Genomic DNA, 19,869 nt, shown 5'->3' on the forward strand with positions numbered 1-19,869 from the left:
GCTGTTGAAAGTAACAACGGTAGAAGTCGCATAATTTTTTGTCTTTTCACTATAACGGTCCGGAATGGACCAGGCATGCAGGTGATAATCCAGCCTGAGAGGTGGCAAACAGTGTTTTCCACGGTCAGTCAGGTTTCAGTGAAGGATTTTACGCCACTCAGGCGCAGGAATTTATAAAATCGTGCGGTTTATCACAGTTTACCGCACGATTTATGCATTATCCGACTTTGACCGGAATGTAAAAGGTGCCCTGCAGCAGATCCGGCGTGCTGTAGCGGAGATCGAGCTTAATCAGGTCCTTGCCCGACCGCCGCGCCACGCCGAGCGCAGGCAGATGGTTGTAGTACACCTCTGCGGTGAACGCATTGATCTCTTCCGGCGCGCCGTGCCAGTCAATCTCCGCATACAGTCCGCTTTCACCGGTCCAGTTCTGTACATTGCCGGTCAGCACGTCGGCGTACTGGCTCTCCAGCGCCTGAAACAGGCTGATATGCTGCTGATCGCTGGAGTTGACGCCCGGACTGAACTGGAAACCCAGCCAGCCACGCTGCACGTGCTGGCCGGCGAAGGCGATGAAATCACGCGTATGCTGCGCCACCACGTGATTGTGGTGGTCAATGTATTCGCCGAAGCGGCACTCCCACTCGATCACTTCTCCGCACAGCTTCAGCTCCGGCTTCTCTGCCAGGCGCGCACTCACCCACTGCCGCTGGGTTGAGATGCGGCTGTGGAAGTCTTTCATCTGCATCTCAGGAATGCGGCGATAAGCGCCTGGCGTCATGGCGAAGTGGCTTTTAAACACCCGGGTAAAGTTTTGCTGATTATCAAAGCCAAACCGCACGGCGATATCGATAAGCGGCATGCTGGTCAGGCGCAGCGCCATGGCAGCGAGCGTCAGACGACGTTTGCGCGTGTACGAGGCCAGCGTCTGGCCGGTCATCTCTTTAAACATGCGCTGCATGTGCCACTTGGAGTAACCGGATTTCAGGGTAATCAGATCGATGTTGAGCTCGTCGGTCAGATTGGCTTCGATCCAGTCCACCAGATCGTTGATGTACTGTTTTTTCAGATTCAGGCTGAGCATTTTTTTAATTGAATGGGTTGGGAAAGGCGGTGCTTTTGCGTAATCCGTCACATAAATATAACAAAATCGTATGGATAACGTAAGGAAGAGTAAAGACAGCGAGACGGGAAAAGCATTAATTGCTTAGGTAACTAACCTTTTATCGTCTTAACGGCATCGCATCGTTGAGCAGTGATGTGCCTGCGCGTAGCGGTGCGCATTAATGCGCACCCTGTGAAAATCGTGCATCGCCTTGCAGGGTCGCCATTAATGGCGACCGATAACACCGGGCAGGCGTGCCTGCCCTCTTCGACCACTCAGTGCGAACGCATGCCCGCTGCCGTCATCATCATACGAAACAGTGATGCCACCACGCCCAGTGCCAGCACGCTTGCGCCGTAGATGATTACTAACCACAGCACGCGCTTCCACCAGGGGGCTTTCGTTTCAGTGGGGTTGTTCATATTGCTGACCTCGGTTTGCATCTCAGTGGTATCCTTCGTCGGCTTTGATTTTTCCGCGGAACACGTAGTAACTCCAGAAGGTGTAACCCAGAATCACCGGAATAATCAGTAAGCTACCGACCAGCATAAAGGCCTGACTCTGCGGCGGTGACGCGGCGTCCCAGATGGTGATCGACGGCGGAATAATGTGCGGCCACACGCTAATACCGAGGCCGGAGAAGCCGAGAAACACCAGCGCCAGCGTCAGCAGGAACGGCGAGTAGTGCGCCTCACGCTTGATGGCGCGCACGATTCCCCACGAACACAGCAGCACCAGCACCGGTACCGGCAGGAACCAGAACAGGTTAGGACGGCTGAACCAGCGGTGTGCAATCGCATCGTGGGTGAACGGCGTCCACAGGCTGATGATGCCGACAATCAGCAGCAGCGCGATCACCAGCGGTGTCGCCAGCGCGGACATCTTACGGTGCAGTTCATGTTCGGTTTTCATGATCAGCCAGGTACAGCCCAGCAGCGCATATGCCACCACCAGACCGACGCCGCAGAACAGCGGGAACGGCGCCAGCCAGTCCATCGCCGAGCCAGCAAACTCGCGCCCTTTCACCGGGAAGCCGTCGATAATCGCACCGACCGCAACGCCCTGGCTGAAGGTCGCCAGCAGCGAGCCGGCAATAAACGATTTATCCCAGAACGCGCGGTGCTCTTCAGTGGCCTTAAAGCGGAACTCAAACGCTACGCCACGGAAAATCAGGCCAATCAGCATCGCGGTGAGCGGAATGGCCAGCGCATCGGCAATCACCGAATAGGCCAGCGGGAACGCACCGTACAGACCGGCACCGCCCAGCACCAGCCAGGTTTCGTTACCATCCCAGACCGGCGCAACGGTATTCACCATCATGTCGCGCTCAACTGCATCTTTATTGAACGGGAACAGGATACCGATGCCAAGATCGAAGCCATCCATCACGATATACATCAGGGTGGCGAACACGATAATGGCGAACCAGATAATGGAGAAATCGATCATTTATTTACCCTCCTGCGGTTCGTTCAGACTCTCATGGGCCGCAGAAAGCGGACGCGCAGGTGTTTTGCCCTGCCCCGGACCACCGTGGCGCACATCTTTACCCTCGCCGGTCAGCGGACCTTTCTTGATCAGGCGCATCATGTAAACGTAGCCGACACCAAACACCGACGAATAGACGAGGATGAAGGCCAGCAGGCTGATGCTCATATGCAAATCGCCGTGCGCCGACACCGCATCAATGGTGCGCTGCACGCCGTACACCACCCATGGCTGACGACCAATTTCCGTGGTAAACCAGCCGGCAAGAATGGCGATCAGGCCGGACGGCCCCATCAGCAGGGCGAACCACAGGAACGGCCGGGAGTTATACAGCCGCTTTTTGTAACGCAGCCACAGGCTCAGCACGCCGAGGGTGATCATCAGCAGGCCCATCGCCACCATGACGCGGAACGACCAGAAGATCACCAGCGAATTCGGACGGTCCTCTTTCGGGAAGCTCTTCAGCGCCGGGACCTGTTTGTCCAGGCTGTGGGTCAAAATCAGGCTGCCGAGGTACGGCACTTCCAGCGCATATTTGGTGCGCTCTTCATCCATATCCGGAATACCGAACAGAATCAGCGGCGTCGCTTCCCCCGGCGGGTTTTCCCAGTGGCCTTCAATCGCCGCAATTTTTGCTGGCTGATGCTCAAGGGTATTCAGGCCGTGCGCATCGCCGATCATCGCCTGAATCGGCGCCACGATCAGTGCCATCCACAGTGCCATGGAGAACATTTTGCGGATTGCCGGGTTATCGTTACCGCGCAGCAGATGCCACGCGCCAGACGCGCCAACAAAGAAGGCGCTGGCGAGGAAGGCCGCCACCGACATATGGAACAGGCGGTACGGGAACGACGGGTTGAAGACAATCTTAAACCAGTCCTGCGGCACCACGATGCCATTCTCTATGATGTAGCCCTGCGGGGTATGCATCCAGCTGTTGGACGCGAGGATCCAGAAGGTCGAGATGATAGTGCCGAGCGCAACCATGCAGGTGGCAAAGAAGTGCAGGCCCGGTCCAACACGGTTCCAGCCAAACAGCATCACGCCGAGGAAGCCCGCTTCAAGGAAGAAGGCGGTGAGCACTTCATACGTCAGCAGCGGACCGGTAATACTGCCGGCAAACTGCGAGAAGCCACTCCAGTTGGTACCAAACTGATACGCCATCACCAGCCCGGACACCACGCCCATACCGAAGTTAACGGCAAAGACTTTGGACCAGAAGTGGTAGAGATCGCGATAGGTCTCGTTACGGGTTTTCAGCCACATGCCTTCGAGCACCGCCAGGAAACTGGCGAGACCGATGGTGATGGCCGGGAAAATAATATGGAAGGAAACAGTAAAGGCGAACTGAATCCTGGCCAGGTGGAAGGCATCTAATCCAAACATTGCTTACCTCTTTGCCACAAGATTGCACCGAATTTTTACTTATAATTAACAAGTTTGACGCACAAAATTATTAATTCGTGACGTCGAAAGAGATTCACGCCAATTGTAAGGCAAGCGGCGAGAACAAAAAGAAACAGTGGGAATGGCTAAAACTATAACAGTATTTTTTGATTTCGATCATTGTTTTCACCAGAAACTACTTGTTTAAAATCACTAAGTTAAGGTTAAAGCCCGTGATTTATTGTGACAATCTTGTTATTAAGCAGAGCGAGAGGAAAAGGCGTTAATCTGGTAACTGGCTAATTTAGCTGTTAATTACTGCGCCAGACAAAACGGCAGAGGACCGCACCTTCACGTTACGCTGTAAAATTTCCTGCACAGTCGCCAGAAAGAAAGTTTGTTAATTAAAAGATAATTTTTATAGACCAAAAAGAAATTAATTTGCTGTCTTTCGGTGACATTCTGTGAGCCATCGCGCATTAACCCGCTGGGGCATGGCATTTGCCAGCGGCGTCAGGCTGTGCTTTGTTAAAGCAGCACAGTCCGGTTAATCAGCGAAGGAGAGGTTATGACCCGTCTTACCGCCCAGGATTTTCCCCAGGAACTGCTTGAGCTTTATGACTACTATGCACACGGTCGCATCAGCAAGCGCGAGTTTCTCTCGCTGGCCGCGAAGTTCACCATCGCCGGCATGACCGGAACCACCCTGCTCAGCGCCATGAGCCCCAATTATGCGCTGGCAGAGCAGGTGTCGTTTACCGATCCTGATATCAACGCCGAATACATTCACTACCCGTCGCCCCAGGGACATGGCGAGGTACGCGCTTATCGGGTGCGCCCGACTCACGCCAGCGGCAAGCTGGGTGCCGTGGTGGTGGTACACGAGAATCGCGGCCTGAATCCTTACATTGAAGACGTGGCGAGACGGGTCGCCAAAGCGGGCTATGTCGCGCTGGCGCCGGATGGCTTAAGTTCGCTGGGCGGCTATCCGGGCAATGATGAAGAGGGCCGCGCGATGCAGGCCAAAGTCGACCCGGCCAAACTGATGAACGATTTCTTCGCGGCGGTCGATTTCCTGATGCAGCATCCCGAGGGGAACGGCAAAGTCGGCATCACTGGCTTCTGTTATGGCGGCGGCGTGGCAAATGCGGCGGCAGTGGCGTTTCCTGAGCTGGCCTGCGCCGTGCCGTTCTACGGCCGCCAGCCAAAAGCGGAAGATGTGGCGCGCATTCAGGCGCCGCTGCTGCTGCACTATGCCGCGCTGGATAAAGGCATCAACGAAGGCTGGCCAGCCTATGAAGCCGCCCTGCAAGCCAGCCACAAAACCTATGAAGCGTATATTTATCCCGGCGTGAATCACGGCTTTCACAACGACTCAACGCCACGCTATGACAAAGCTGCCGCCGACCTGGCATGGGGTCGCACACTCGGCTGGTTTGAGAAATATTTGCACGCCTGAGCCTGGCGCGCCGCGACGGCACTCACGCCGTCTGCGGCGCTTTAATGATGCGGTGGACATTGCTTTCCAGCCAGTCGGCGAGGCCGATGACCTGCCCTTCCACCTCATGGCCCAGCGCCGTCAGCCGGTACTCCACGTGCGGCGGCACCACTTCATAAGCGATACGCTCAATGAAGCCATCCTCTTCCATGTAGCGCAGCGTCTGCGCCAGCATGCGTTCACTGATGCCACCAATCCGGCGGCGCAGTTCGCTGAAGCGCAGCGTCTCAGCACGCAGCGCCAGTAACACCAGCACACTCCAGCGGCTGGTAATCCGTTTTAACACTTCACGTGACGGGCAGTTCACATTGAGCAATTCACCACGGGAAAATTTATCACTCAGGTTTTCAGCCATTTACATCACTCCGCTCAAACTAACAAATCTGTAAGTACTTACTAAAAGTTAGTTTATCTCGTAGGCTGTTTCCATACCAGTTCAACCTGAGGAAAAACACCATGATTGCGATTACCGGAGCCACTGGCCAACTGGGCCGTTTAGTGATTAATGCCTTGCTGAAGAAAGTACCGGCCAGCGAGATCATCGCGGTAGTACGTTCACCGGAAAAGGCGCAGGACCTGCAGGCGCTCGGCGTCGCGCTGCGTACCGCAGATTACAACCAGCCACAGACGCTGCAGGGCGCCTTTGCCGGCGTGCAGAAAGTGCTGCAGATCTCCTCCAGCGAAGTGGGCCAGCGCGAAGCCCAGCACCGGGCGGTGATTGATGCCGCCAAAGCGGCAGGCGTGTCATTTATCGCGTATACCAGTCTGCTGCATGCCGATACCTCGCCGCTGGGTCTGGGCGTCGAACACCGCGCCACCGAAGCGCTGCTGCAGGCTTCAGGCATCCCTTATGCCCTGCTGCGTAACGGCTGGTACAGCGAAAACTATGCGGCCAGCATCGCACCGGCGTTAGCGCATCATGCCTTTATCGGCGCGGCGGGCAACGGGCGCATCGCGTCGGCGGCGCGCGAGGATTATGCTGCCGCGGCGGCAGAGGTGATCAGCCGTGACGATCAGGCCGGCAAAGTGTACGAACTGGCCGGCGATGACACCTATACGCTGGCAGAATTCAGTGCGGAGATCACCCGCCAGTCCGGCGAACAGGTGGAGTACGTTAACCTGCCGCCTGCGGAATTCAGCGCGGCGCTAATCGGAGCCGGCTTACCCGCGCCGCTGGCCGAACTGCTGGCGGATTCCGACGCCGGTGCCGCTCAGGGTGCCCTGTTCGACGACAGCCACACGCTCAGCAAACTCATTGGCCGCCCGACCACACCGTTCGCCGCGGTAATTAAGGCCACGCTGGCAAAGTAAGGCGCTGATGGCGCCCTCACCTGCGGTGAAATCCGGGGTGAGGGCGACGAAAAGCCCTTTTTTCCCCGTCTCGTTTGCCATCAAATGATCAACCTCTTCCCGCTTTTTTGCCGTCATCACTGACGATTTTCTTATTTACAGATAATTCTGTTCACTTATTTAAAGCTTCATCTGAAACACTGCTTTCAATTCCTGAAATATAGGACGTTGTATTCGCTGAAAAAAGCCTTAAATAGCCGATCAATCGACAAGATTTATTACGTTCATAGATATTTCGCATTGTTGTCTCATCGGGTCAGAGATCTATAATTTGTCCTTTGAGCAACCAGGCAATTTCAGGAGGCCGCTATTAATACTAACCACCAGCAACGTCAAGCTTTCGGAGAACACGAAGCCCATGCTGATCTGGGGTATCAATACGATCCTCACGAGTTTATCCGCGAAGGTATGCAGGATTCGGAGCCGGAACCCGAGCTGATTGAAGGCCTGCCTGCGCCTGATGCGCTGACGCCTGCCGATCGTTATCTGGAGCTGTTTGAGCACGTGCAGACGTCACGTATTTTTGCCGACAGCAAAACGTTTCCGGACTGCGCGCCTAAATTCGATCCGCTGGATATTTTAATCCGCTATCGCCGCCGCAAACGCTCGGCGGAGTTCGACCTGGAAAAATTTGTCCACGAGCATTTTTATTTACCGCAGGTCAATGAGAGTTTTTATGTTTCCAATCCGGATAAAACCCTGACGGAACATATTGACGATCTATGGCCAGTGTTAACCAAAATGCCGCAGCAGCATTTACCGCATTCGTCATTGCTGCCGCTGCCGAAGCCCTACGTGGTGCCCGGCGGGCGTTTTGGTGAAACGTATTACTGGGACTCCTACTTCAGCATGCTGGGACTGGCCGAAGCGGGCCGCGACGATCTGCTGCGTCATATGGCGGACAACTTCGCCTGGCTGATTGATAACTACGGTCACGTGCCGAATGGCAACCGTACCTATTACCTCAGCCGCTCACAGCCGCCGGTGTTCGCGCTGATGGTCGAGCTGTTTGAAGAGGACGGCATTCGCGGCGCGAAGCGCTATCTTGACCAGCTGATGAAAGAGTATCAGTTCTGGATGGACGGAGCCGGCGAACTGATGCCGCATCAGGCCTATCGTCACGTGGTGCGCATGCCGGATGGTTCGCTGCTCAACCGCTACTGGGACGATCGCGACACGCCGCGCGATGAGTCGTGGATGGAAGATGTGGAAACCGCCAGCAAATCGCGTCGGCCGGCCAGCGAGGTCTATCGCGATCTGCGCGCCGGTGCCGCTTCCGGCTGGGATTACTCCTCGCGCTGGTTGCGCGATCCACAGCGTCTGGCCAGTATTCGCACCACCCAGTTTATTCCGGTGGATCTGAATGCGTTTCTCTACAAGCTGGAGCTGATGATCTCGACGCTGGCGCACGCGAAGGGCGAAGAGCTCACCGGCCTGGCGTGGCAGAAGAAGGCGGATGCGCGCAAGCAGGCGATTCATCGCTATCTGTGGGACAACACCGCTGGCGTGTACCGCGACTACGACTGGCGACGTGAACGCTTTGGTGCCTTTACCGCAGCGGCGGTGGTACCGCTGTTCCTCGGGCTGGCATCACCGGAACAGGCGCATCTGCAGGCGGTGGCGCTGCGCCAGCTGCTGCTGACGCAGGGCGGGCTGGTGACCTCCATGGTGGAGAGCGGGGAGCAGTGGGATAAACCCAACGGCTGGGCACCGCTGCAGTGGATGGCGGTGGTCGGACTGAATAACTACGGTGAAGAGACGCTGGCAACCGAGATTGCGGTCAACTGGCTTACCACGGTGAAGAATTTCTATTCGCTGCACCATAAGCTGGTAGAGAAGTACGATATCAGCGGCGATCGCGCCCGCCCGGGCGGCGGCGGTGAGTATCCGCTGCAGGACGGCTTCGGCTGGACCAACGGCGTCACCCGTCGCCTGCTGGCGATGTACGGGCATTTGCTGGCGGACTGACGCGGGATACTGCGGCCTGATGCCCTCACCCTGGCCCTCTCCCACAGGGAGAGGGAAACGCTGCCATATGTGATTAATGAATTAATTGTTCACTCGATCGGTCCCCTCTCCCGCGGGCGGGAGAGGGTTAGGGTGAGGGAAAAAACGCACTCCCCCTTAATTCCCCTGCAAAAACGCCAGCAGATCCGCATTCAGCTGGTCCTGATGCGTCACCGCAAAACCGTGCGGGCCATTCTCATACACTTTCAGCTGCGAACCCGCAATCATCTCGTGCACCAGCTTACCGGTGGCTTCAAACGGCACCACCTGGTCATTACTGCCGTGGATCACCAGCGTCGGCACATCCACTTTGGCAATATCCGCACGGAAATCCGTCTCAGAGAACGCGGTCACGCAATCCAGCGTACCTTTCAGCGACGCCAGCAGCGCAATGTTCAGCGTCTGCGTCAGCACCCCATCGGAAACCGTCTGGCCCGCGTTGGTGCCGTAAAACGGCGTGGCGAACTCTTTGATAAACTGCGCACGATCCTTCAGCAAACCCGCTTTGATCCCGTCAAACACCGCTGATTCCACCCCTTCCGGGTGATCGTCGGTTTTACCAAAAATCGGGGTAACGGCGCCCAGCAGCACCAGTCCTTTCACTTTCGCGGTACCATAACGACCAATGTAGCGCGACACATCCCCACCGCCCATCGAGAAGCCCACCAGCGTCACCTCATCCAGCTGCAGGTGCTCGATCAGGCCGTGAATATCGTCGGCAAAAGTGTCGTAATCGTAGCCTTCCCACGGCTGATCGGAGCGACCAAAGCCGCGGCGGTCAAACGCGATGACGCGATAGCCGCGCTCGGCGAGGAAATTGAGCTGGCTGTCCCACATATCGGCATCCAGCGGCCAGCCGTGGCTGAACAGCACCGGCTGCCCCTTGCCCCAGTCTTTGAAGTACAGGTTTACGCCGTCTTTAGTCTTGAATGTGCTCATGTTTTTTCTCCGTTAGTCAGTGATGTTGTGTCTGGCAATCAAACTAGCGCGGGATGCTGGAAAAACCTAAAGCAGAGATTTTGACAACTTGTGCAAAGATTTTTGCTAAGCCCTGCCGTCAAAAATCCTTGTACAAGTTGGCCGATTTTTTCCGCTATCTCCTGACGGGCGAGCTTCGTATCGTGCTCTCATCGCACACTGACAGGAACAGCCTGATGAACCAGCCAAATCCACAAACAGCGCGCAGCGGCGCGTTTTCCCCTTTCGCCTACGGGCTTTTCGCCGTGATCTGGACCGCTTCGGTGCTCGGCAATACCGGTAGCTTTATCCGTGACGTCGCCAGCGCCTGGCTGATTACCGGACTGTCGGATAACCCAACCGCCGTCGCGCTGATGCAAACCGCCGCCACCCTGCCAGTGTTCCTGCTGGCGCTGCCGGCCGGCGTGCTATCGGATATTGTTGACCGCCGCCGCCTGCTAATTGTGGTGCAGCTGCTGATGGCCAGCGTCAGTGGCACGCTACTGCTGCTGTCGCACAACCACTGGCTCACCGTTGAATGGCTGATCGGCCTGACCTTTGTCGGCGGCGTCGGCGCGGCGCTGTTCGGTCCGGCATGGCAGGCCATCGTGCCGGAACTGGTACCCCGCCATGAGCTGAAAAATGCCGTAGCGCTCAACTCGCTGGGCATCAATATCGCCCGGGCGATTGGACCGGCTACCGGCGGCCTGCTGCTGGCAAGTTTAGGTGCTATGGCCGCTTACGGTGCCGATGTCGCCAGTTATTTTTTCGTCATCGCCGCGCTGCTGTGGTGGAAACGCCCGGCGAAAGCCGCTACCGCGCTGAATGAGCACTTCTTTGGCGCTTTCCGCGCCGGGCTGCGCTATGTGAAAGCCAGCCGCGAACTGCACCGCGTACTGTTGCGCGCCGCGCTGTATTTTGCCTTCGCCAGTGCCATCTGGGCACTGCTGCCGCTGGTGGCGCGTACCATGCTGCACGGCAGCGCGGGCTTTTATGGCTTGCTGCTTGGGGCCGTCGGTGCCGGTGCCATTGCCGGCGCGCTGCTGCTGCCGCGCCTGCGTGCCCGGCTGAGCCATGATGGACTGATGCTGCTCTCCGCCGTGCTCAGCGCGCTGGTCATGGTAGCGCTGGCGCTCAGTCCGCCGCAGTGGCTGGCGCTGCTGCTGATGCTGGTACTGGGCACCGGCTGGATCATCGCGCTGACGACCCTCAACGGCGTGGCGCAGGCGGTGCTGCCCGACTGGGTGCGCGGTCGCGGGCTGGCGGTCTATCTGATGGTGTTCAACGGCACGCTGGCGGGTGGCAGTCTGGCCTGGGGGCTGATCGCCCAGCACATGGGTCTGGCGTCAACGCTGATGCTGGCCGGCGCTGCGCTGCTCATCACGGCGCTGCTGGCAAAACGGCTGGCACTGCCGGCGGGCGAAGCGGATCTGCAGCCGGCGCAGCACTGGGCTGAACCGGTGGTGAGCGATGCGGTGGATATCCGCCGTGGCGCCGTACTGATCCAGATTCGCTACCGTGTTCCCCAGGCCGATCGCGCCGCTTTCCAGCACGCCATGCACAAACTGGCGCAGGCGCGACGCCGTGACGGTGCCTATGCGTGGGGATTAATGGAGCAGACCGACGATGCCGGGGCGCTGCTGGAGTGGTTTATGGTGGAGTCATGGCAGGAGCATTTGCGTCAGCACCAGCGCGTCTCGCGCGCCGATGCTGAGTTACAGCAGGCGGTACTGCAGTACCATCAGGGTGATGAACCCCCGCAGGTCAGCCATCATATTGCGCTGTGATCAGGCTGGCGCGTAGATGTCACTCAGGCCGGGCAGCGTCGGCAGGCGCTCGCGCCACCAGATAGCCGCGTTGCCGCAGGCGCTCTCATTCCACGCCAGATAGGCGATATCGCGCCGGCACTCGCTGTCCAGCTGGCGCGCCACCAGCGCACCGCTCGCCAGGTGCGGGCGCGCCAGGTAAAGCGGCAGATAACCACAGCCGAGCCCGGCGAGATGCGCCTGCAGTTTGGCCGGGAAATCATGCACGCTCAGCGTCTTCTGCTCATCCAGCACGCGTAAATCCATCCCGGCACCGTGGCGGGATGAATCATGCACCGTGACCGCGCGATACTGGCGAATCTGTTCACGCAGCAGCGGTTCGGGCTCCGCCGCCAGCGGATGGTCAGGAGCGACAGCGAACACATACTCCAGCCAGCCCAGCGGCTCGCAGACAATCTCTTTGCGCGTGGCGGGTTCCTGAACCGCGCCAAAGACAATGTCCGCTTCGCCGTAGTGCAGCGCTTCCCAGCAGCCGGCCAGCACGTCCTGACGGAACTGCAGCTGGGTGTGCGGGTGCTGCTGATAAAATTCGTCAATCAGCGGCGTGAGGATGCTGAACGGCAGCGAAGCATCCACGCTGATGGTCAGCAGACTCTCCCAGCCGCTCTCCACGTAGCGCGCCTGCTGCTCCAGCTCGTTCACCGCACGCAGCAGCGTTCGCCCTTTTTCCAGCATCAGACGGCCGGTCGGCGTGAACGTGGCGCGATGGCCGGAGCGATCGAGCAGCGTGATTTTTAAATCGCTCTCCATCTTCTGCACGGTATAGCTCAACGCCGACGCGGTTTTGAACAGTCGCGCGGCCGCAGCGGCAAAGGTGCCATGACGATCGAGCGCATCCAGAATCAGCAGCGCCTCCAGATTTAAACGCATTCCCTACCCTCCGTAAAAAAAGTTGAACGACAACGTAAAAACAATCCGTTATCAATAACTGCTGTCATTTCGTATTTTTTTCCTCATCGGCGCAAGCATTTTTAACCGCGCATTAACACGGTGGCTGAGGGCCGCTACGCTTAATTTAACGGAGAGAACAGAATGACGACCGCATCCCTGATTTTTACCAACGGTAAGTTTCATACCGTCGACCGCGCAAACCCGCTGGCCACCGCCGTAGCCATCAAAGACGGCAAGTTCCTCGCCGTAGGTAGCGAAGCGGACGTCATGCGCTTTGCCGGCAGCGACACGCAAATCATCGACGCCAAAGGGCACACCGGCATTCCCGGCCTGAACGATTCCCACCTGCATCTGATTCGCGGTGGCCTCAACTACAACCTTGAGCTGCGCTGGGAAGGCGTGCCGTCGCTGGCCGATGCGCTGCGTATGCTGCGCGAACAGGCACTGCGTACGCCGTCACCGCAGTGGGTGCGCGTGGTCGGGGGCTGGAGCGAGTTCCAGTTTGCAGAGCGCCGCATGCCGACGCTGGACGAAATCAACGCCGCCGCGCCCGATACGCCGGTCTTCATTCTGCATCTGTATGACCGCGCGCTGCTCAATCGCGCCGCGCTGAAAGTGGTGGGCTACACCAAAGAGACCCCCAACCCGCCGGGCGGCGAAATCCAGCGCGACAGCAATGGCAATCCGACCGGCATGCTGATCGCCCGTCCTAATGCCATGCTGCTGTACGCCACGCTGGCGAAAGGGCCCAAACTGCCGCTGGAACAGCAGGTTAACTCGACGCGTCAGTTTATGCGCGAGCTGAACCGCCTCGGTCTGACCAGCGCCATCGACGCTGGCGGCGGCTTCCAGAATTACCCGGACGATTACGACGTGATCGCCGAACTGCACGCGAAAAAGCAGCTGACGGTACGCATCGCCTATAACCTGTTCACCCAGCGGCCCGGCCACGAGCTGGAAGACTTTGAGAAGTGGACCGATATGCTGAAGCCGGGCCAGGGCACCAATTTCCTGCGCCACAACGGTGCCGGTGAAATGCTGGTGTTCTCGGCGGCGGACTTCGAAGATTTCCTCGAACCGCGCCCGGATCTGGCACCCGGCATGGAAGATGAGCTGGAGCGCGTGGTGCGTCACCTGGTGGAGCATCGCTGGCCGTTCCGCTTGCACGCCACCTATAACGAATCAATCAGCCGCATGCTGGATGTGTTTGAGAAGGTGAACCGCGACATTCCGTTCAATGGCCTGCACTGGTTCTTCGACCATGCGGAAACCATCACTGAAGCCAATATTGAGCGGGTAAAAGCGCTCGGCGGCGGCCTGGCGGTGCAGCATCGCATGGCTTTCCAGGGAGAATACTTTGTCGATCGCTACGGTAAAGAGGCCGCGAAGCAGACGCCACCGGTGGCGCGCATGCTGGAGGCCGGCGTGCCGGTCGGCCTCGGTACCGATGCCACCCGCGTCGCCAGCTATAACCCGTGGACCGCACTGTACTGGCTGGTTTCAGGCCGTACCGTCGGTGGGATGCAGCTGTACGATGACAATGCACGCATCGACCGTGAAACCGCGCTGATGCTGTGGACCAAAGGCAGTGCCTGGTTCTCCAGCGAGCAGAGCGCCAAAGGTGAGATCAAAGTCGGCCAGCTGGCGGATCTGGTGCTGCTGTCGAAAGATTTCTTCAGCGTGCCGGAAGAGGAGATCAAAGGCATTGAATCAGTGCTGACGCTGGTGGATGGCAACGTGGTGTATGCCGCCGGCAGCTTCACGCCGCTGGCACCGCCGCCGGTGCCGGTGTTGCCGGAGTGGTCGCCGGTAGTTACCGTGCCTGGCCACTACCGCAGCGCCCCGCCGCAGACCAGCGGCCACGCCGCGCGGATGCCGCAGGTACACCAGTGCAGCGGCCCTTGTGGCGTGCACAGCCACGCCCATGATGTCGCGCGCCAGTCATCGGTGCCGGTGTCAGACAATAACGCGTTCTGGGGTGCGCTGGGCTGTTCCTGTTTTGCGTTTTAAGTGATCAAGGGGTGCGGGCGCTGGCCCTCACCCCACCGATATATTGCCTGCCAGGCCAAAGCCCTGCTTACCGTTCTTCTTAATCTGGTACATCGCGCCATCTGCCCGGGTCAGCGCGTCGTCGAAGCTGTCGCGCCGGTGTACCGGGGCGATACCGATCGAAGCACCAATCCGCGCATGACCATTGTCGATATCAAACGGCGTCAGCGCCGCATCCAGCACCGCCTGCGCCAGAATGCGCACCTTCGGGTAGTCAATCAAAAACGGCAGCAGCAGCACGAACTCATCGCCGCCAAGCCGCCCGACGATGGCCTCTGACGGCAGCAAATCGCGGATGCGCTGGCTGAGCTGAATCAGCACCTCGTCACCGCTGCGATGGCCGAGCGTGTCATTGACGTGCTTGAAGTTGTCGAGGTCGATAAACGCCACGCACAGCGGCCCGGCGCGTTGCAGCTGACTAAAATGCGCCTGCAGCGCGTGGCGGTTGGGCAACGCGGTTAACGGGTCGTGATGCGCCAGCAGGGAGAGCTGGGCTTCGTAATTCTTCTCTTTGGTCATGTCGATATGGGTGCCGGTCACTTTGAGCGGATTACCTTGCTCGTCCCACTCGCTGACGCGTCCGCGATCCAGCACCCAGGTGATTTTGCCGTTCTTGCCGATCATACGGTGCAGCGCCTCGTAATAGGGCGCGCGTCCTTCAATATGATCGTAAAAGGCGCGCAGCACCTCATCGGCATCTTCCGGATGCAGGCACTCGCGCCAGGCATCAAAGCGCGCTTTGGTCTCTTTCGCCTGAAAGCCGAGCATCGCGCCCCAGCGCCGGTTAAAAATCACCAGCTTGCCGCTGGGAATATCCAGCTGCCACAGGCACAAGCCGGTGCCGTCCAGCGCCGCGTTCAGCTTATTACGCGCGTCGTGCGCCAGGCGCTTGAGGCGCGCATTGTGCTTTTTCAGGTTCTGAATCTGCTGGCGCAGCGCTTCTTCGGACATGGTTGATCGCTGGAGAGAAAATAAGGGCTATTTTGCCTGCACGATAGATTCTGTAAATAAAACAAATGAAAAGGCGATTAGCGTCGGAAAATTGCGCCGGGTTCAGCAGGAATGGCGAAGCAACGCGGTAATTTCAGCAAACAAAACTTACACTTACTAAAAATAGCAGCGCGCTTCGCTTCGGCGCGCCGGCGGAACCTGGCTTTCACCAGGAATTTTCTCTCCTGTTTTTAAGAAATTTCTTAAGCGCGATTTAAGTCCACTTGTATTAAGTCGCTGTTGAAGGATGCCTGACGCGCAACGTGCCGTCAGAGAAGAAGTGCCGTCATGGTGGCGGCGCGCGCAACCGGTCCAGCGAGTGAAATCATCCGTGAGTAAACGCATCCTCAGCCTCCTTCTGTTACTGGGCTTTTGCCTGTCTGCCTGGGGTGCAACCACGTTAAATTTCTCACCGCGCTATGGTCTGGTAGCACCGGAAGTCACGCTGTCGCCGCAGAGCCAGCAGTGGCTGAAACAGCACTCTGTACTGCGCGTCGGCGTGTGGAACAACCCGCTGCCGCCCTATTCCGTGTCGTTTGAAGCCAATACCTACGAAGGACTCTCGGCCGATTATCTGGCCATCGTGGCGAAGGCGTTAAATCTGCCGGTGAAAATCAAGGTGTATAAAACCCGGCTGGAGCTGGTGGATGCGCTCAACGACGGTGAAGTCGATCTGATTCCTTACTACACGCTGGCCGCCAATCAGGATACGCAGCTGGCGCTAAGCCTGCCGTATTCACTGGCGCGCAGCGTATTAATCAGCAAACGTAACGCGACCTTCGACAGTGAGCTGAAAAATAGCCGCTATCGTCTGCTCTATTACGGTGATGCGGAACTCAAAGCACTGCTGCACAAGCGCTATCCGCGCGCCACGCTGGCCCCGGCCGCGCCGCCGCTGTGGGCCTACACCGACACCGCGTTTAGCGAAAACACCCTGTTCTGGAGCAACAGCGCCACTCAGCGCTTTCTTTCGCATCGCGGCCTGCAGAATGTGATTGAAGCGCACAGCACGCCGTACACCAACGATGTCGACGCGCGCTTTGCCAGCAACAGTGCCAATCTGCCGCTGATCGCAGCCATCGATGAAATCCTGAAAAACATTCCGCTGCGCAACGCGGTACAGATCGCGGAAGCCTGGAGCCTGGATTATCAGTCGGTGGTTAAAAATCATCCGCTGGATCTCAGCGACAAAGAGGCCGCGTGGCTGGCAGAGCACCGCGAGATCACCGTTAACTACGATCCTTCGCATACGCCGTTTACCTTTACTGATAACCGCCAGCGCGTGGTCGGGCTGAGCGTTGACCTGCTGAAAATGGTTTCACAGCGCACCGGCATTCGCTTTCGCTATAACCCGATTCAGGGGTTGAGCAACATGCGCGATACGCTCAACCGCCAGCGCGATGCGATTATCGCCGTCAGCGACGCCACCGCACAGCAGGATGACAAAATCCGTTACACCCGCTCTTATATCTACTCGTCGTGGGTAGTCGTCACGCGCAAAGACAGCCCGTGGAAAAGCTTTGATGAGATGGCGGGCAAACGCATTGGTATCTATGAACGCGCCTACTATCGTTATGATTTACGTGAGCGCTGGCCGGGCATTAACTTCGTTGAAAATGGCGTATCGATTGATTCGCTCGGTCAGTTGCTGGATAAGCAGCTGGATGGCTTTATCGTGCCGTACGAGTCGTCGCTGTTTCTGCTCAACAACCATTTCAGTGACAGCTTCAAAGTGGCCTTTGTCGCGCCGCTGCCGATGTTCCGTATGGCGATGGCGGTCAATGGGCAGGATCAGGTGCTGCTGTCGATCCTTAACAAAGCGCTGTCTGATATTCCGCAGCCAACCATGCAGTCGCTGATGGAGCGCTGGATTAAATACACGCCGCCCGCTACCAGCACCTCATGGCAAAGCTATCGCAGCTATATATTGCGCATCGTCGCCGTAGCCGGGCTGGGTCTGCTGTTTTTCCTGTGGCGTAACCATCTGCTGAAAGCCTCGCTGGCGAAACAGCGCGAGCATGAGCGTGAAATCAGCGAGCAGCTGGCGCATATCGAAGCGCTGATGGCCGACCTGCGTAAAGCCAACGAAGTTGCGGTGCGCGCCAGCGAAGCGAAAAGCACCTTCCTGTCGCACATGAGCCATGAAATCCGCACGCCGCTGGCGGCGCTGATTGGCCTGCTGGAAATCGAGCATCTCGGCCAGAGTAATGAACAGCAGCGGCAGAAAAACATTGATGTCGCCTGGGAGTCGTCGCGTTCGCTGCTGTCGCTGGTGGGCGATATTCTCGACCTGGCAAAAATCGAATCCGGGCATTTTAGCGTGCAGCTGCAGCCGATGTCGCTCAGCGAAGTGGTGCATGACTGCGAAGCGCTGTTCCGCCAGGTGGCGCTGAATAAAGGCCTTGAGCTGAATATTGTACTGGAGCTGACGCAGGATCAGGTGCTGTTTGACCCGGTGGCGCTGAAGCAAATTCTCTCCAATCTGGTGAGCAACGCCATCAAGTTTACCTCGCACGGCGCAGTGGAAGTGGCGCTGTATCAGGCAGAGAGCACGCGGCCGGAGTATGTGCTGGAGGTGAGCGACAGCGGGGTTGGCCTGTCGGCAGAACAGCAACAGGCGATCTTCGAACCGTTTATCCAGGTCGGTCAGGGCAGTAATCGCGCCAGCGGCACCGGGTTAGGCCTGAATATCTGCCGCCGGCTGGCGGTGATGCTCGGCACCGAACTGCACGTCGAGAGTGAACCGGGTGACGGCAGCGTGTTTATGCTGCGCTTCCGCGCAGAAGCGGCGCGTATTGAGCATGAGCAACCCGCCCTGCCACAGCCGGTGGTGCCCGCCAAACAGGCTGCACTGCGCATTCTGATTGTCGATGACAACGCCACCAACCGCCTGCTGCTGGCCCAGCAGCTGCGCTACGCCGGGCACCATGTGCTGGTGGCCGACAGCGGTACAGCGGCACTGGCGCTGTGGCGCGAAAATCAGCCGGACCGCGTAATTACCGACTGCAACATGCCGGAGATGGACGGCTTCGAATTCACCCGCCAGCTGCGCGCCGAAGAGAAGCGCCTGGTGCGACGCGCGGTGCCGGTTTACGGCCTGACGGCGATGGCGGAGGAGCGCGTGGCGCAGCTGGCGCAGGACGCCGGAATGAACGGTTGTCTGTTTAAACCGCTGGAGCGCGCGCAGCTGCTGCAGGTGATCACCGGCGCACCGATGAACCCGACGCGCGACGATACCCTGCTGACGCTGGAAAATCTGGCGGCAAACAACCCGCAGGCGTGGCGCGACCTGGTGACCACCGCGCGCCAGCAGAACAGTTACGATCTCGCCCAGCTGACGCAGGCGGTGGCTGCGAACAATTTTGCTTCGGCGCGTCACGCCGCGCATCAGCTACTCGGCAGTGCCCGAATGCTGCGCGCCGACGCGCTGCAACATCGCTGCCGCGCCGCCGAACAGGCGGCGGAGCATGAAGATGGTGCGCTATTACAGCAGCTGCTGCCGGAGGTCGCCGGGGCGGTGGCCGAGCTGGACGCACTGTTCCTGCGTGCCCTGGAAACACCTATTCCTGAAGAGGTGATGTAATGAAAGAGAGCGCAATCTGGCAGATTGCCGTGCTGGACGATCATCCGCTGATTGGTAAAGCCATGCAGTACCGTTTAGCGCAGGAGCCGCAGCTCGATCTGGCCGGGGCCTTTGCCCAGCGCCAGCAGCTGATGGCCTTCCTGCAGCGCCACCCGCTCGATATCCTGGTGCTGGATTACATGCTGGGTGAAGACCAGCTCGACGGGCTGCAAATGGTGAAACAGCTGCGCCTGCACTACCCGCAGCTGAAGATTCTGGTGTCGTCCGCGGTGGAAAAACCGGCAATTGTCCAGCTATTGCTGAAAGCCGGCGTCCAGGGATTTGTCGGCAAAAGCCACGATCAGGAGGTGCTGATCGATGCCATCCATCAAATCTGTCGCGGCAAGCGCTTCCTGACGCCGGACATGATGCTGGAGCTGGATAAATTCCAGGAGAGCGATCGCGAGATGCACGACTACCTGACACCGCGCCAGGCGGGCGACGACATCACGCTGCTGCTGCGCGAGCTGAGCCCGCGCGAAATCGAGGTGATTCGCTGTTATCTCGACGGGTTGAGCATTACGCAGATCGCCGGTAAATACGCGCGCAGCCGCAAAACCATCAGCGGTCAGAAGCAGACCGCGCTGCGCAAACTGGGGCTGCGCTCGGATCTCGAACTGTTTAAGTACAAGCAGTATTTCACCGAACTGGTGACCACCCAGTAAGCGACTGCGCTGCGGATAAAACCGGTTCTGTGACG

The 19,869-nt window shown here is 58.4% G+C and carries 15 protein-coding genes; 7 read left to right on the plus strand and 8 right to left on the minus strand.

Annotation, left to right across the window (positions count from 1 at the left end; all coding sequences use genetic code 11):
* Window positions 1-217: 217 nt before the first annotated feature.
* The 4 genes from C1N56_RS16220 to C1N56_RS16235 all read right to left on the minus strand — a co-directional run bounded on the left by C1N56_RS16220 (window position 218) and on the right by C1N56_RS16235 (window position 3,979).
* Entirely contained in the window at window positions 218-1,084 is an 867-nt protein-coding gene (locus C1N56_RS16220) for a helix-turn-helix domain-containing protein (protein WP_021507605.1), read from the minus strand.
* Between the two features lie 296 nt (window positions 1,085-1,380).
* On the minus strand, window positions 1,381-1,548 hold the full coding sequence (locus C1N56_RS16225) for a DUF2474 domain-containing protein (RefSeq protein ID WP_021507606.1): 168 nt from the start codon (window positions 1,546-1,548) through the stop codon (window positions 1,381-1,383).
* 1 nt (window position 1,549) lies between these two features.
* Window positions 1,550-2,554, minus strand: coding sequence for a cytochrome d ubiquinol oxidase subunit II (gene cydB, locus C1N56_RS16230; RefSeq protein ID WP_058759654.1), 1,005 nt, complete (start codon window positions 2,552-2,554; stop codon window positions 1,550-1,552).
* Window positions 2,555-3,979 (minus strand): cytochrome ubiquinol oxidase subunit I, encoded by a 1,425-nt coding sequence (locus C1N56_RS16235; protein WP_125308900.1) that lies wholly within the window; start codon window positions 3,977-3,979, stop codon window positions 2,555-2,557.
* A 568-nt stretch (window positions 3,980-4,547) separates the two neighbouring features.
* Between C1N56_RS16235 and yghX the strand changes: the two genes are divergently transcribed.
* Window positions 4,548-5,438 (plus strand): YghX family hydrolase, encoded by an 891-nt coding sequence (gene yghX, locus C1N56_RS16240; protein ID WP_394516865.1) that lies wholly within the window; start codon window positions 4,548-4,550, stop codon window positions 5,436-5,438.
* A 22-nt stretch (window positions 5,439-5,460) separates the two neighbouring features.
* Here the strand turns inward: yghX and C1N56_RS16245 are convergent, their stop codons facing one another.
* Window positions 5,461-5,832 carry a winged helix-turn-helix transcriptional regulator gene (locus C1N56_RS16245; protein ID WP_021507610.1) on the minus strand — a complete coding sequence of 124 codons (372 nt, stop codon included), beginning with the start codon at window positions 5,830-5,832 and terminating at the stop codon, window positions 5,461-5,463.
* A gap of 101 nt (window positions 5,833-5,933) precedes the next feature.
* Here C1N56_RS16245 and C1N56_RS16250 point away from each other — a divergent pair, with 101 nt between their 5' ends.
* Together C1N56_RS16250 and treF are read left to right on the plus strand one after the other, a co-directional pair.
* Window positions 5,934-6,788: an SDR family oxidoreductase gene (locus tag C1N56_RS16250; protein WP_394516866.1), complete on the plus strand. Its 855-nt coding sequence runs from the start codon at window positions 5,934-5,936 to the stop codon at window positions 6,786-6,788.
* Window positions 6,789-7,136: 348 nt separating this feature from the next.
* The gene (gene treF, locus C1N56_RS16255) at window positions 7,137-8,795 is read left to right on the plus strand and encodes an alpha,alpha-trehalase TreF (RefSeq protein WP_058759659.1); all 1,659 of its coding nucleotides are present in this window, start codon (window positions 7,137-7,139) and stop codon (window positions 8,793-8,795) included.
* Between the two features lie 156 nt (window positions 8,796-8,951).
* Here treF and C1N56_RS16260 read toward each other — a convergent pair whose 3' ends face one another.
* Window positions 8,952-9,773 carry an alpha/beta fold hydrolase gene (locus C1N56_RS16260; protein WP_010616452.1) on the minus strand — a complete coding sequence of 274 codons (822 nt, stop codon included), beginning with the start codon at window positions 9,771-9,773 and terminating at the stop codon, window positions 8,952-8,954.
* Between the two features lie 215 nt (window positions 9,774-9,988).
* Between C1N56_RS16260 and C1N56_RS16265 the strand changes: the two genes are divergently transcribed.
* On the plus strand, window positions 9,989-11,578 hold the full coding sequence (locus C1N56_RS16265; protein ID WP_211724853.1) for an MFS transporter: 1,590 nt from the start codon (window positions 9,989-9,991) through the stop codon (window positions 11,576-11,578).
* Here the strand turns inward: C1N56_RS16265 and C1N56_RS16270 are convergent, their stop codons facing one another.
* On the minus strand, window positions 11,579-12,487 hold the full coding sequence (locus tag C1N56_RS16270) for a LysR family transcriptional regulator (protein ID WP_394516867.1): 909 nt from the start codon (window positions 12,485-12,487) through the stop codon (window positions 11,579-11,581).
* A 162-nt stretch (window positions 12,488-12,649) separates the two neighbouring features.
* On the opposite strand from C1N56_RS16270, the gene C1N56_RS16275 reads away from it, so the two are divergent.
* On the plus strand, window positions 12,650-14,518 hold the full coding sequence (locus C1N56_RS16275) for an amidohydrolase (RefSeq protein WP_288443856.1): 1,869 nt from the start codon (window positions 12,650-12,652) through the stop codon (window positions 14,516-14,518).
* A gap of 27 nt (window positions 14,519-14,545) precedes the next feature.
* Here C1N56_RS16275 and C1N56_RS16280 read toward each other — a convergent pair whose 3' ends face one another.
* On the minus strand, window positions 14,546-15,508 hold the full coding sequence (locus C1N56_RS16280; RefSeq protein ID WP_288443857.1) for a sensor domain-containing diguanylate cyclase: 963 nt from the start codon (window positions 15,506-15,508) through the stop codon (window positions 14,546-14,548).
* Between the two features lie 370 nt (window positions 15,509-15,878).
* Here C1N56_RS16280 and C1N56_RS16285 point away from each other — a divergent pair, with 370 nt between their 5' ends.
* On the plus strand, window positions 15,879-19,130 hold the full coding sequence (locus C1N56_RS16285; protein ID WP_394516868.1) for a transporter substrate-binding domain-containing protein: 3,252 nt from the start codon (window positions 15,879-15,881) through the stop codon (window positions 19,128-19,130).
* Complete coding sequence (locus C1N56_RS16290; RefSeq protein WP_215786614.1) at window positions 19,130-19,834, plus strand: response regulator transcription factor; 705 nt, start codon at window positions 19,130-19,132, stop codon at window positions 19,832-19,834. Before C1N56_RS16285 ends, C1N56_RS16290 begins: the two co-directional genes overlap by 1 nt.
* Window positions 19,835-19,869 lie beyond the last annotated feature (35 nt).

Source organism: Pantoea sp. SGAir0175, from assembly GCF_043547855.1.